Origin of the sequence: Effusibacillus lacus, from assembly GCF_002335525.1 — a bacterium.
Classification (GTDB): Bacteria; Bacillota; Bacilli; order Tumebacillales; family Effusibacillaceae; genus Effusibacillus; species Effusibacillus lacus.
The window spans coordinates 58867-72677 of sequence record NZ_BDUF01000024.1; the positions used below are offsets into that span (position 1 = coordinate 58867).

General features: G+C 52.7%; 11 protein-coding genes. 8 read left to right on the plus strand and 3 right to left on the minus strand.

Translation table 11 applies throughout. The features are described 5' to 3' along the window. The first annotated feature begins 82 nt into the window (after positions 1-82). The 7 genes from mrdA (at position 83) to fabZ (ending at position 6582) form a co-directional block, all read left to right on the plus strand. The gene (gene mrdA / locus EFBL_RS06495) at positions 83-2002 is read left to right on the plus strand and encodes a penicillin-binding protein 2 (RefSeq protein WP_096181331.1); all 1920 of its coding nucleotides are present in this window, start codon (positions 83-85) and stop codon (positions 2000-2002) included. 233 nt (positions 2003-2235) lie between these two features. Then, positions 2236-2544 (plus strand): sporulation transcriptional regulator SpoIIID, encoded by a 309-nt coding sequence (spoIIID, locus tag EFBL_RS06500; protein ID WP_096181332.1) that lies wholly within the window; start codon positions 2236-2238, stop codon positions 2542-2544. A gap of 145 nt (positions 2545-2689) precedes the next feature. After that, on the plus strand, positions 2690-3706 hold the full coding sequence (locus EFBL_RS06505; protein WP_096181333.1) for a rod shape-determining protein: 1017 nt from the start codon (positions 2690-2692) through the stop codon (positions 3704-3706). A gap of 37 nt (positions 3707-3743) precedes the next feature. Beyond that, complete coding sequence (locus EFBL_RS06510) at positions 3744-4571, plus strand: flagellar hook-basal body protein (RefSeq protein ID WP_096181334.1); 828 nt, start codon at positions 3744-3746, stop codon at positions 4569-4571. Positions 4572-4602: 31 nt separating this feature from the next. Then, entirely contained in the window at positions 4603-5451 is an 849-nt protein-coding gene (gene flgF, locus EFBL_RS06515) for a flagellar basal-body rod protein FlgF (RefSeq protein WP_096181335.1), read from the plus strand. 145 nt (positions 5452-5596) lie between these two features. Next, positions 5597-6109 (plus strand): CDP-alcohol phosphatidyltransferase family protein, encoded by a 513-nt coding sequence (locus EFBL_RS06520; RefSeq protein ID WP_172899658.1) that lies wholly within the window; start codon positions 5597-5599, stop codon positions 6107-6109. A gap of 50 nt (positions 6110-6159) precedes the next feature. After that, entirely contained in the window at positions 6160-6582 is a 423-nt protein-coding gene (gene fabZ, locus EFBL_RS06525; RefSeq protein ID WP_096181337.1) for a 3-hydroxyacyl-ACP dehydratase FabZ, read from the plus strand. Between the two features lie 2 nt (positions 6583-6584). Here the strand turns inward: fabZ and EFBL_RS06530 are convergent, their stop codons facing one another. Next, complete coding sequence (locus tag EFBL_RS06530) at positions 6585-7232, minus strand: YigZ family protein (protein ID WP_096181338.1); 648 nt, start codon at positions 7230-7232, stop codon at positions 6585-6587. A 409-nt stretch (positions 7233-7641) separates the two neighbouring features. On the opposite strand from EFBL_RS06530, the gene EFBL_RS06535 reads away from it, so the two are divergent. Continuing rightward, positions 7642-9111, plus strand: a complete 1470-nt coding sequence (locus tag EFBL_RS06535) for an ATP-binding protein (RefSeq protein ID WP_096181339.1) — start codon at positions 7642-7644, stop codon at positions 9109-9111. Here EFBL_RS06535 and EFBL_RS06540 read toward each other — a convergent pair. Next, positions 9108-10814: a DUF2325 domain-containing protein gene (locus EFBL_RS06540; RefSeq protein ID WP_096181340.1), complete on the minus strand. Its 1707-nt coding sequence runs from the start codon at positions 10812-10814 to the stop codon at positions 9108-9110. The genes EFBL_RS06535 and EFBL_RS06540 overlap by 4 nt on opposite strands. Positions 10815-10985: 171 nt before the next feature. Continuing rightward, complete coding sequence (locus EFBL_RS06545) at positions 10986-13403, minus strand: S-layer homology domain-containing protein (RefSeq protein ID WP_096181341.1); 2418 nt, start codon at positions 13401-13403, stop codon at positions 10986-10988. Between the last annotated feature and the right edge of the window lie 408 nt (positions 13404-13811).

A 13811-nucleotide genomic window follows, 5' to 3' on the forward strand; every position in this document is an offset into this window, starting at 1 on the left:
CAGAAACTGGCGGGGACTTTTTCTTTTTTAACAGTGTTTTTTTGATAGAATAGTGGTTGTGGGAGAGAGGAGGTTCGATCGGATGGAAATAAGGGAAGAGGAGAAAAAGCCCGAATTCAAGCGGATTCAAATCCTGTTTCTGATCTTCTTTGTCGGATTGGCGGCGCTGCTTTTGCGTCTGAGCCACATTCAGCTGAAGAACAGTGAGCGCTATCAACAAATGGCGGAAGCGAACCGGTATGCGCAGCGGGTTCTGCCTGCTCCCCGGGGACAGTTCAAGGACCGGGAAGGGAACGTTCTGGTAACGAACAAACCTTCTTTTACGATCCAATACACCAATCCCTTCGCGTTGGACGAGGAGGAAGAGGCGGACCGGCAGATTCGGGCGCTTGCCGATAGGCTTATCGCTTTGCTGGAAGATCCGGAGGACAAGTCCAAACCTTCCAAAGAGAAGTTGATAGAGCTGATGAAAGGGGAAGACGGGCTGCCCCGGTCCGCTCCCAGGAAAGTCAAAGTGAACGCAACCGTCAAGCAGGTGGCGAAGGTAAAAGAGCATTTGCATGAACTGCCGGGCATCACAGTCATTCCGGAAGCGATTCGAGAGTACCCGCTCCAGACCTTTGCTTCGCATATTTTCGGATACCTGAACGGAATTCCGCCGGAGAAATGGCCCGAATACGCGGCCAAGGGGTATCAGATCAGTGACCGGATCGGGTTTGCCGGCTTGGAGAGACAATATGAGTCAGAGCTGCGGGGGAAGGACGGGACTGCCAGCGTGGCTGTGGACAAAAACGGGGATCCCGTAGACCGCGACCCGGATGCCTACTATGTGGAAAAGAAACCCGTTCCCGGCAACGATCTGATTCTTACGATCAACTCGGAATTGCAGAAAGCGACGGAAGAAGCGTTGGCCCAACGGGTGGCAGAACTGAGGAAGATACCGGGCAATAGGGTTGAGCATGCAGCGGCTGTAGCCATGGAGCCAAACACCGGCGAGATTCTGGCCCTGGCCAGTTACCCGTTCTATGATCCGAATATCTGGACAGACGGCCTGTCTTACGAGGAAGAAGCCTCGTTCCGACCAGCCGAGATGAACCGGGTCATTCAGGCTCCTTATGCGCCCGGTTCCACCGTGAAAATGCTCACGACCATGATCGGGCTGAAGGAAGGAATTGTCAAGCCGGATGAACAAATCTACAGCAGCGGTCACATATACATTGGATCGTATCGGGCAAATGACTGGAAAATCGGGGGCCATGGCCCGGTAAACGGGAAGCAGGCCATCGCCGAATCGGTCAACACCTATAATTATCGCATTGGCATGGGGTTGGCCAAGTATGACATGCTGTTCAACTCCATCGGGCTCAAAGAGTGGAAGGAAAAATATGAAAAACCCGCTTTTGAGAAGTTCAAGCAGTATCAACGGGAGTTCGGTTTGGGCGTGCCGACGGGCATCGATCTGCCCTTTGAAGCGGAGGGAAGATACAATTTCGATGAGAACGCCATCACCAACTTGCCGTTCCTTGCCATAGGGCAGAACTCCAACTTTACCCCCCTCCAGCTCGCCCAGTACGTGAGCGCAATCGCCAACGGAGGAAAACGGATGAAGCCCTATCTGGTCAAGGAAATTGTCGGTCCCGACGGGAAGCTGGTGAAGCGGACCGAACCGGAAGTTTTGAATACGGTGTCTTTTGGGCCGGATCTGTTGCAGTATGTGCGAGAGGGCATGTGGATGGTTACGCATGACCCTAAGGGAACCGCCTACTATCCCTTTGCCAATAAAGACTACCGGGTGGCAGGCAAGACGGGCACAGCAGAGACAGGAACCACCGACAATTATTGGTTTGTCGGATTCGCACCCTATGAGAAACCGGAAATCGTCGTGGCGGTAGTTGTCCCGGACGGCAAGAAGAACGCTCTCTCCTCGGATATGGCAGGGCCCATCGCCGAGAAAATGCTCGACACTTATTTTCGCAGGACAAGCGCTTCTGCCGGTCAATAGGGCAGACCTCAGAAACTGCAGATTGGTTGATAAGAATACTGGAAAAGGCCTCATGGAGAGGCCTTTTTTTCGTGCTTGCAGAAAGGACGAGTCAAGGCATGTCAAGTTGAGAAAGCGGGAGAAAAAACGGGGAAACAAGCCCCAAGGCTTGTCAAACCGGGAATTTAGGCATATGTGGTACACACCCTCATATAATGTATCAGACCATTTGAGCATGGGGGAGGCGAAAGGGAGTGCACGATTACATCAAAGAGCGCACCCTGAAGATTGGCGAATATATCGTGGAAACCAAAAATACGGTACGTACAATCGCCAGGGAATTTGGTGTCTCCAAAAGCACGGTGCATAAAGACCTGACCGAACGTCTGCCTGATATCAACCCGGATCTGGCAAACCGTGTCAAAGAAATCCTTGAGTATCACAAATCCATTCGGCACCTGAGGGGCGGGGAAGCGACCAAGAAAAAATACCGGAGAGATGAAACCAAACGAAAAATGTCAAAAAATGTCGGGCTTGAAAGAGGAGTTTCTTCTTCGCTGTAGAATTATGTGATGGGGGATTTGATCGGTAATTTTTGGGATTCATACGTGAGCCATCGGGGATCACACCGCAGACTTGTTCCAAAGATTTCGGCATACATGGCAGCAAAGGGATCTGTCTATGTACGAAGGAGGATCATGCGAATAGATGTTGAGCAAAGATATAGGTGTTGACCTGGGTACGGCCAACGTATTGGTCCATGTGAAAGGGAAAGGAATCGTACTTAACGAACCGTCGGTGGTGGCGATTGACAGTCAGACGAAAAAGATTGTGGCTGTCGGGGAAGAAGCGCGTCAAATGCTGGGGCGAACACCCGGCAACATAGTGGCGATCCGGCCCCTTCGGGAGGGCGTGATTGCGGATTTTGACGTTACGGAAATGATGCTTCGCCACTTCATCAACAAGACGGTTGGCAAAAGCTTGTTTGTTCGCCCACGCATCCTGATCTGTGTCCCGGCAGGCATTACCTCGGTGGAACAGAAAGCGGTCAGGGAAGCGGCCGAGAGAACAGGTGCCAGAGATGTCTATATCATAGAAGAACCGCGTGCGGCTGCAATTGGAGCCGGACTGGACATATTCCAGCCCAGCGGTTCCATGGTCGTTGATATCGGCGGAGGAACGACGGATATTGCGGTCTTGTCTCTCGGTGACGTCGTAACCTCCTCTTCTATTCGGGTCGCGGGGGACAAGTTTGACGAAGCCATCATCCGCTACGTGAAGAAGCAGCACAACCTGCTGATCGGCGAACGGACGGCGGAAGAGGTCAAAGTGCAGATCGGATCCGTGTACCCCAACGCACGCCAGGGAAAATACGACATTCGTGGACGCGACATGGTGACCGGCCTCCCCAAAACGATTGAGGTCACCTCGGAAGAGATCCGGATTGCACTGGAAGAGCCCGTCACTCAAGTGATTGCGGCGACCAGAAGCGTATTGGAACGGACACCGCCCGAACTGGCGGCTGACATCTATGTGAAAGGTATTGTACTGACAGGCGGCGGCGCTTTGCTATATGGTCTGGACAAGCTGATGATGGACGAATTGCAGGTTCCGGTTCTGATCGCTGACGACCCGATGACCTGTGTGGCACGGGGCACCGGCAAAGTACTGGACAACCTGGAGAAAGTCATACGACCGAACAGCCGGAAATTTTTCGGAAATTAACATAAAATTATTATTCAGCAACATGAGGTGAGTATGCTTGATTCGAGGACTTTATACGGCTGCATCCGGAATGCTGGCCGGTGAACGGCGGCAGGAAGTGCTGTCCAACAACCTGGCAAATGTCAACACAGTCGGCTACAAGAAAGACGACAGCGTGATGCGTTCGTTTCCCGAAATGTTGCTGTATTCACTGAATGATCATACGGGCAGCGGACCGCAACGGCTCGATCCCAATTCCCCCAGTGTGGGGGCAGTGGGGACAGGCGCTTTCCTGGAAGAGATCATCACCCGTTTTACCCCGGGAACCCTCAAGCCCACAAAGAACCAGTTCGGTTTCGCAATTGTGGATTCCAGTGCCAATCCGCTGCAAAGATCCTTTTTCCCGATGGCGGATCAGGAGGGCAACACTTTTCTCACCCGTGACGGGGATTTTCATCCGGATTCGCAGGGCTTCCTGGTGAATGGCGCGGGGTTCTACCTGCAAGCGGTGGGAACCGACGGGAAACCGGTTGCCAATTCGAGAGTTCGCGTCAATAATGAAGGCACGCCGATTCCAGGCCTTATGGAAAATGGGGAGTTTGCTGAAAATGCAGCCGGTCTCCGATTTGACCTGGTCCATGTGGCCAACGTGGAGAAGCTCCAGAACGTAGGAGGCGGAAGGTTCCGCTTCCAGGAAGACAACCTTACAACGGACCGTTCCGGTGAGATGCGTCAAGGTTTCCTGGAAGGATCCAACGTGGATCTGGCAGAGGCCATGACCGACATGATTGCCGTAATGCGCAACTACGAAGCCAATCAACGGGTCATCCGCGTGCTTGACAGCACCCTGGACAAGGCGGTCAACCAGTTGGGACGCCTGGGATAAGAGAATTAGCGAACGAGAGGAGCCAACTGCAATGAGAGCGCTCTACACATCGGCATCAGGCCTGTCGGCCCAGCAAACCAAGCTGGATGTGATCTCCAACAATATAGCCAATATCAATACCGCGGGTTTTAAAGCGAAGAACGCCCAGTTCGAAGAACTGCTGCGTTCCGAGTTCAGCCAACCCGACGAATTTCAGTTTCCTGACAAAGGACGCCGGACCGATGCCGGCCTTCGGATAGGAAACGGAGTTTATGCCGTTCACCTGGCCACCCTTTTTCAACAGGGGAACATCCAGCAGACAGGCAACATGCTCGATCTCGCCATTGAAGGATCCGGTTTCTTTACAGTTGGACTGCCGGGGACCGGTGCAAACGGCGAGGCTTTGACCGCCTACACCCGGGCGGGCAAGTTTCAGGTGGATGCAGCCGGAACGATTGTGACCGATGCAGGCTATCCGGTTCTCAATCCTGACGGAGAACCGATTCGAATTCCGAAGGAACTGCAGGGCCGCCGCTTGTCCATAGCACCCAATGGAGTCATTACGGCAGAAGGGGAGAAGGGACCGGTTGAAGTTGGCGCCATGAACATCGTCTTGCCTCGCAACCCGGAAAGCACCCTGAGGGAAGTCGGCGACAATCTGTATGTGGCGGCGGACAAAGCGGTATACGACCCACAGAAAGACTCTCTGAACAATCTGAAAGACCCGGAAGATCGGAAGAGGATCGGAGCCATCCGCCAAGGCGCACTGGAAATGTCCAATGTGGAACTGCCGCAAGAGATGACCGAGCTGATTCAAGTGCAAAGGGCGTACCAATTAAATGCGCGATCCATCCAAATGACGGACACGATGATGGGCCTTGCGAACAATTTGAGATCGTAACAGCAACGAGGCCGGCGGGATCGGGGGCAACCGGGGCTTTTCCCCAGGGCCTCTTTTTTTATGAGCGCCATAAACCTTTTTTATGGCGGTTTTGCCTGTGTACGATTAGAATGGTACTATGAGGATGTCGGTGGGAGGAAGGTCTGTGAATCTGCCAAACGTGCTCACAATGATTCGACTGGGGCTTGTTCCCCTTTATTTTATTGCGTTTTTCTCCGATTCTTCATGGAACATGGCTTATGCGCTGGGAATTTTGGCGTTGGCCGGACTCACCGACCTGCTGGATGGGTATTTGGCGCGCAAATACAACTGGATCACCCCGCTGGGCATAATCCTGGATCCGCTGGCAGACAAGTTGATGATGCTGGCTGTGATTCTGTCTTTTATCCTGGACGGGCGGATTTCCTGGTGGGCAGCCGGGCTGCTGATAATCCGGGATGTGGCGATGATTGTGGTGTCCGCTTTTTTCCATACCCGCGGCAAACGAATCGTGCCGGCCGTCTGGTGGGGCAAGTTGACCACAGTGCTTTACTACATTACGGTGGTTGCCATCATGTTCAAATGGAAGATCGCCATTGCGCTGCTTTGGAGCACCATCACGATGTCATTCATCACAAGCTTTGTGTACATACACAAGTTCCGGGCGATTAACCGTTGAGCTTGAGACACCGTATAGAAACGAACAATTGTATAGGAGTTGGGATCCGTATGCTGAACATTGACCAAATCAAACAAATCATACCGCACCGTTATCCGTTTCTGTTGGTGGACCGGATTCTGGAGCTGGAAATCGGGAAAAAAGCGACCGGGATCAAGAATGTAACAGCCAACGAACCCTTCTTCCCCGGGCACTTTCCCGACTACCCCGTCATGCCGGGGGTGCTGATCATAGAAGCGATGGCCCAGGTAGGGGCGGTTGTGATCCTGTCAATGGAAGAGAACAAAGGGAAGCTCGCCTTCTTTGCGGGGATCGACAATGTCCGCTTCCGCCAGCAGGTGCGCCCGGGCGACACGCTGCATATGGAAGTGGAGATTGTCACGATGAAGCGCAGCATTGGCAAGGGCAAAGCGGTCGCCAAGGTCGGCGGCAAAGTGGTTTGCGAAGCGGAGTTGATGTTCGCCCTGCAATGACTTCACCGAACCAGCTTCCCGTTCTGGATCATTGCATAGACCGGCTCGCCCAAGGCAATCTCTGCCTGGCCGTGTGTGGCGTTGGTGATCAGCTTTGTGTAACGTTCCGCCTCCTCGGCGGGCACCAGCACCGATACCCGCACACGGTCCGAATACTCCGTGCTGTCCACGAAATAACCTGCCTGAAGCGTCTCATTCTCCACTTTCCCGAGCCACGTGTAATCAATCCCCACATACACAGTTTGAAAAAGGGACCGGGTGACAATCCCTGCAGCCTTCAGCGCCGCACCGGCAGTCTGGCCATAAGCCCGCACCAAACCTCCCGCCCCCAGCATGATGCCGCCAAAGTAACGGGTGACCACCACCGCCGTATTTTTCAACCCCTCTTTCCTGATCACTTCCAGAATCGGCTTGCCAGCCGTTCCTGCCGGCTCCCCGTCGTCGTTGGACCGTTGGATTTCGTCATGGGATCCGATCTGGTAAGCATAGCAGTTATGGGTGGCGTCCCAGTGCTTTTTCCGGATGGCTTCCACAAACCGGATCGCTTCTTCCTCCGTTTCTACAGGCAATGCGTAGCCGATGAAGCGGGATTTTTTTATGATGATGGTTTCTTCGCCATATTCTTTGATGGTTTTATAAGAGGAAAGCATAAGCGGGCTCCTTTTAACCTGAAAAATCAACAACTAGTATACTATGGCGGAAAAAATGGCACAACCGAAAGGGGCGACACCACAAGGGGCGGACGACTCCTGACAGGAGCGACTCCAACAGGGGTGACAGGTGACTCCGTCCCCTTTGCTCATTTGTTATGCAATATTGTTGATGGTCACTGGATCATGTTGATGGTTTCTGCATCAAATTGATATCGGATTGTCAGGGCAGATCATCCACAAAGTTCGATAACAAAGCAAAAAAGAGGAGGAGACAAACCTTCCGGCAATCGGTTGAACGAGGGGGAGGAAGGGGTGTGAACCTGTTATTTAGCATTATTTATTGTAATAATGCAATGTATAGTATACAATATTTATGATAAAAATGATAAATAAGGGGGTGTTCGAGATGGCGATTGTATCGGAATCACAATTATTAAAAGTATTGACCGCTTTTAACTCTTGGTGGACAACGGGCAGAGTGCACAAGGATTTCACCAAACCGGTCAAGCGGTTTGCCTTCCATGAAGCCAAGCAAATTTTGCAACATCCGGATATCCGCCGGGCCGTCTTTCTTTCAGGAGCACGGCGCGTAGGGAAGACCACGATTTTATACCAAATGATTGAAGATTTGCTTGATCAAGGTGTGCACCACCGGCACATTTTGTATTTATCGTTCGATCATCCTTTGCTAAAATTCAGCGATATCGGACAACTGCTTGAATTGTACCAAAACAATATAGCGGCCGGAGTGCGGGAATTGTACCTGTTTTTCGACGAAGTTCAATATGCGAAGGATTGGGACAACTGGGTGAAAATCCTTTACGACATGAATCCAAACTATCGGATAGTGGCAACGGGATCTGCCAGCCCTGTCCTGGCCGCAAAGACGGTGGAAAGCGGTGTTGGCCGATGGAAAAATGTGCGGGTTCCCACACTGTCGTTTTACGAATACATGGACTTGCTGGGAGTTCAGGAGAAACCCTCCCTTGATACTGGCGTTAAACCAACCGAACTGGGAAGGTTGAAAGAGAAGGATCTAAAAGGCCTTATGCAGTGTTTGCTTCCGCTTCAACCGTTTTTTCACCAATATTTGATGGTGGGCGGATTCCCCGAAATTGCATTGGGCCAGGATGTCACTTACGGTCAAAGAGTCATGCGGGAAGATGTGGTGGACAAGGTTCTGAAGCGTGATATGACTGTACTTTACAACATCCGGAACGTGGACGACCTTGAGAAAATATTTCTTTACCTGTGTCTGCACAGCGGCAGTATCGTATCACAAGATGCCATCGCAAGCGAAATAGGTGTATCGCGCGCTACCGTAGGAAACTATATTGAACTTCTGGAACAGGCCAATCTTATTTATATCAGCAATCCGTTGGGATTATCCGGCAAGAAAGTGCTCAAGGCACGTCCGAAAATCTATCTTGCCGATGCGGCCCTGCGAAACGCCGTTTTGCTGCAGGACGACGACGTATTGTCCAATCCGGAGGAAATGGGGATTCTGATTGAAACCACCGTCTACAAGCATGTTGCGTCCTTCTATTACAACCGATTGCCCCAGATCGGATATTACAGGGATGCGCACTCGAAGAAAGAAGTCGATGTGGTGGTTTCATTGCCGCGTGCCAAAATCCTGATAGAGGTCAAGTATCGGGAAGATTCGCGAATCAGAGAATCGGAAGCGATTGTCGAACTGGCGAAAAATGATGAGGTGGGCGGAGCCATTGTAGTGACCAAGAAAGCGGAAGATTACGGAACCCTGCCCTTTGAAACAAAGGTTCCCATTGTGAAAATCCCGGCGTTTGCTTTCCTGTATTTGCTTGGGCACGCGGAAAAGCAGGGGTATGCCCCGACCGGGCCGCAGTCGGGCTAATTCCCTGCCGCGTACATCTCAGCTTCGCGCAGAATGGCCGAAACTCCGCCGGAGATCGGATAGCGAAGCGGCTTCTTTTGTCTTACGGCCTCGCCCTTGACCACCCAGAAGAAAGGATGGCTGATCTGATGAATGTTGCAGATGATGATGTCCGCTTTTGCCACGAGAGGCTGCAGGGATGCGGGCTGGTTCTCCAATACCTTTACGGTTCCGCCTCTTGAGCGGATCGCCTCCTCATAGGAAGTCACCATATTCGATTGCGCCCCGCAGATCAGGACATGCAGACCTTCCAGCGTTTGTTCGATTGCCTGTGAGTCTTCCACTTTGGCCGCGGACTCTCCGCCGGCAGAGTCCCCGCTTTTGGCAGAGGGTTTTCCGCTTTTGCGACGGGGGCGATGCGGAACGACATCTTCCTGCGGCATGTGCTGATGGTTGGTCAGGATCCGGTTATTGTGCGGATGAGTGATGTCAAACAAAACAGTAACCACATCACCGATTGAAACATTTGGCAGTTCATACGCGTGAAGCGGTATAAACAATTCATCGTCATGCAAATCGCGGACACCGATCCATCCGGAGCGTTCTTCCACAATGCCGAGCAATTCCCGTTGATTGGACGGTCCTGCCTGTTTCCGAACAACCCGGTATCTGTACTGCGGCAGTCCGGGTGCGTATTCTCCCACCAAATGGCCTTCCAGTTCGTCTCCGTCTTTCGCTCCGATGTTGTAGAGGATTTTTTCAGATACAAACAGATCCAACCCTTGCTCAGCGCTTAAAATCCCAAAACGCGAACGGACCGGAATTTGCAGGATCCCACTAACAACAGGCGGGTACTCACCCGGACTTTCTGCCGAATCCGCTACGGAATCCGCTTCAAAATCCTTAACCGGTTCAGGTTCAGCGGGTTCCGGTCGTGCAGGGGGAGAGGACAGCAGTCCGTTCAACCGGTCGACTTCTTCTGTCAAATCGCGAATCGTATCTTTATGGGAGCCGTTCAGTTCCCTCAATTGCAGGTTCTCGAACTCCAGTTTTTTTAGCTTTTCCTGTGTGCGGCCAAGATTCCGTTCTGCAAGTGCCAGTGCACGTGAGGCATCTCTGGACAATGATTGTTCCTGTCGAAGCGTGCGCTCAAGAACCGCCACCCGTTCCTTCGCCTTGGCTGCTTCCGCTTTTACCGCTTTTTTCAGTTGTTTGATTTCATCGCGAAGTTTGGACAGTTCCCGCTGCCATTTCTCTTCTTTTTTGCGGATGGAGTTTTTCAAGGACTCCACCAACCGGGACAGACGCCGGTTTTCCTTTTCCAGCGGATTGGCGGCAGGAGGGGCGAGCTTTTGCTGTTCAGGGTTCAGTTCGAAGGGGAGGTTCTCCTCCATGATTTGCAAGGCCAATTGCTTGAGGTCTTCCCGTTCGGACAACAAGAGGCCGGCAACCACATGGCCCAAGTCCGCTTCTTTGTCGATGGTTTGCACGTCCTCAATTGTACAGCCCCAGGGAAGAGACGCCACCCGGTCTTCCAGGCCGGGGAATTCAGACCTTATTTGACGGATGAGTTTTGCTGCGTCAACGGGGGAGGACAATGCTTTTTTTTGGAAAAAAGACTTCAAAACCGGATAAGGAACCTTTTCCGGATTTCGAAATCCGGGAGGACAGATTCCGAACCAGGCGCATACCTGTGGAAGTTCACCGGGTCCCAGGTTCCCCATAAACCACGATCTCCATTTTTCCAGCAATTCATTTGGAATCTCTTTAACAAACAGATCGATCACCCGTATTAATTGGTTATACTCTATTTTACCATACGTGAGATTGCAATAAAAAATATAAAAACCCCCCTTATCTTATTGATAAGGGGGGGGGGGTGTGTAGAGAGACTATCAATTCTCCCATTTGAAAGCGGCGAATTCGTTCCAGCCTTCGGTGGTGGCGGTACGGCCGCGGTAGGTGGAATAGCCGACCGCTTTATAATCATAGGCGGCTTTCATGGCCCCCTGGATCTCGGCCCAGGTCGGTGCCTGTCTCCAGTCGTTGGGGAACATGTTGTAGGACTGGCCGATCATGTGAATGGGCTTGCCGGTAAACTCCCGCAGCTTGATCATTTCGGCTTCGACGGCCCCGTAGGCATCTTTGTAGGTGTAGGGTTTCGCCTTGTAGTGCCAGTAGACCATGGGCGCCATGATGTCGTAGTACTTCTTGTACACGTCCCAAGGCTGCTTGTCCCGCCAGGTGGCCGGGTAGATCACCGCCATCATCGGATACTTGTCGCCAAGAGCGGAGCGGACCGACTTGGCAAATTCCTCCTGGTGCCAGGCGTAAAGGTTCTCCTCCAGGTCGGCGGCAAGCCCGTCAAAGCGCTGTCCGGCAGGCGTGGTATAGTTCATCGCCTGGATCGTTTGCTCGGCGTCCTTGTAAGGATCTTTATTGGCCGCGTAGATCCAGCCCATCACCGCGATGCCCGCGTCATGGGCCTGGTGCAGGAAGTCATCCATGGAATCCTGTCCGAAGAATCCGTCGATCGTGGTGGAGACCAGCAGGTACACATGAGTGACCTGAGCGTCCTTCAGGCGCTGAATGGTTTCCTTCACCGGGTAGTTCTTCCAGTCGCGCCACATCATCCAATCCCCTTTGCCGCTGACAAGATCGGTCGCGTCCTTGTAAACGGTCAACTGTTTGGAGACGGTGACATTGCCGTGTTGAGCCGTGACTGTGACGGTGCCTTTCTTGCTGCCGGCGGTAAATGTGCCATTGGCCGGGTTGGAGGCGTTCGTCACCCTGCCGAAGCTTTGATCGCTGACCTGGTACTTCACAGGCAGGGGCGGCAGCTGGTTGTCCCACTGATCATAAGCGGTACTGATAAACTCGATGGAAGAACCCGCCCGGACGAAGGTGGAAGGCGCCGCATACACTTTCAATTTGGCAAAGTCGCCGGGTACAATTTGGAAGGAAGCGGATCCATCCGCAACGGCCCTGTGCCCTGTGACAGTTACCGCATAAGTGCCCGCTTTCGTTTTGTTCAGGGTGATGTTGGCCTGGCCGTTGTAAGTGGTGGTTTCCAAAGTTGACTGTCCGTCCGGACCGTTAACGATCAGCGTTACTTTGAGGTTCTGGTCCGTCACGACCGGTTTTCCCGTCTCATCTTTCACATGGACCGTGATGGCGACAGGCTGCATCGGCTTGAAAGTTCCGTAATCCGGTTGGGAGAAAGACAGGTGCTTCGGTTCCTCCACCGTCACTTCAATGCTTTTGGTGATGGGAGCTTGCCCTTTCTGCTGCACTGTCGCCGTAATCCTGCCGGTTCCCGCTTTTCTCGCGGTAAACACGCTCCCGTCCAACGTTCCAATGTCCCCGGATACGCTCCAAGTGACGGGAGGGTTTTGAACCGGATGTCCATTCTTGTCAAGGGCGGTCACCGACAGTGGTTGCGTTTCCCCGATCACCAGCGTGGCGGCGCTGGGCGTCACTTCGATAGTTTTCACAATCGGGTTTGCCAGTTCTTTCAACTGCTCAATCTTACTGGGAGGAACCTTCAGAAGCCGGTCAATCATCACAGCTGCCGCGGCACGGTTGGCCGGATCGACCGGTTTGAAAGACCGGTCCGGGTACCCTTTGACCAATTCCAGGTACGTGGCTGCCGCGACCGATTTTTTCGCGTAACCAGAAATTTGGTTGTTGTCCACAAAGTTCAAGGAAGAAAGCATGAAAGAATCGGACACATCCGCCACCTTCAGGGCTCTGGCAATGATGGCTGCCATGTCCTGGCGGGTGATCTTCCCGTCAGGGTTAAAGGAGGTGGCAGACTCTCCGGTCAGCAAGCCGTTGTGGTAGGCGGTCTGTATATAGGGATAGGCGTAAAAATCAGGCTTTACATCCTGAAACACCTGAGGTTTATCGGTGACTAGGGGCAGCTTCAAGCTCCTTACCAACAGGGTGGCGAATTCGGCACGGGTGACGGAATCTTCAGGAGCGAACTGCGTGGGGGTCTTTCCGGTGATGATGCCCTGCTTCTTGAGGGATTCAATCTCCGCTACCGCCCAGTGTCCGGGAGGGACATCCGCAAAAGGGGTGCCGGGCGCCGCTGTCTGTGCGCCGGGGGCTGTTGCTGTCTGTGCGCCGGGCGCTGCCGCTGATTGTGCTCCGGGCGCTGCTCCTGATTGGGTGCCAGGCGCCGCCGCTGATTGTGCCACCGAAATGCCGCCCAACTGGCCGGCCAGCGGAAGAGCCTGTGAAATGACCAAAGCCCCAGTGAGGGCTTTGAGTGAGATCTTTCTTTTCAATTTTCTTCGCAACTTCTTCAATTTACATACCCTCCTAGAGTTTCCTTATTCTAGGAATTCGACATGATACGTCAAAGTCCTCCAACAAATCTACTAAAGAAATTCGGTAGAATAAGGAAATTTGGTAGGGTGGGGGCGGGGGTTTTTTTGGCGGGGAGCGGGCGGCCGGGCCGGCTACCAGGAGGCTACCAGGGAGGCAATCAGTAATGGATTTTCAGGCCGTTATTTTCAATTTGATTGGGGGCTTACGTAGAATAGAAGATTCTGAGGTACTTATTTCCCATTCCGGCAGGCTCCTTTTTTAAAAAGGAGTGGTATAACGGATTCAAAATCCGTCCCTCGGGTTTAAGGGGTTTTCTTACGTATACTCGCTCATTCGCAGGATTTCATCACCTTGGAAAGTAGTGTTCCGTTTGGGTGTGGGATTCA

Coding starts and splice junctions, on each gene's coding strand:
- EFBL_RS06535 (WP_096181339.1), top strand. CDS start 7,642: ATGGCGATTGTATCGGAATCACAATTATTAAAAGTATTGACCGCTTTT.
- mrdA (WP_096181331.1), top strand. CDS start 83: ATGGAAATAAGGGAAGAGGAGAAAAAGCCCGAATTCAAGCGGATTCAA.
- fabZ (WP_096181337.1), top strand. CDS start 6,160: ATGCTGAACATTGACCAAATCAAACAAATCATACCGCACCGTTATCCG.
- EFBL_RS06540 (WP_096181340.1), bottom strand. CDS start 10,814: ATGGGGAACCTGGGACCCGGTGAACTTCCACAGGTATGCGCCTGGTTC.
- EFBL_RS06505 (WP_096181333.1), top strand. CDS start 2,690: ATGTTGAGCAAAGATATAGGTGTTGACCTGGGTACGGCCAACGTATTG.
- flgF (WP_096181335.1), top strand. CDS start 4,603: ATGAGAGCGCTCTACACATCGGCATCAGGCCTGTCGGCCCAGCAAACC.
- EFBL_RS06530 (WP_096181338.1), bottom strand. CDS start 7,232: ATGCTTTCCTCTTATAAAACCATCAAAGAATATGGCGAAGAAACCATC.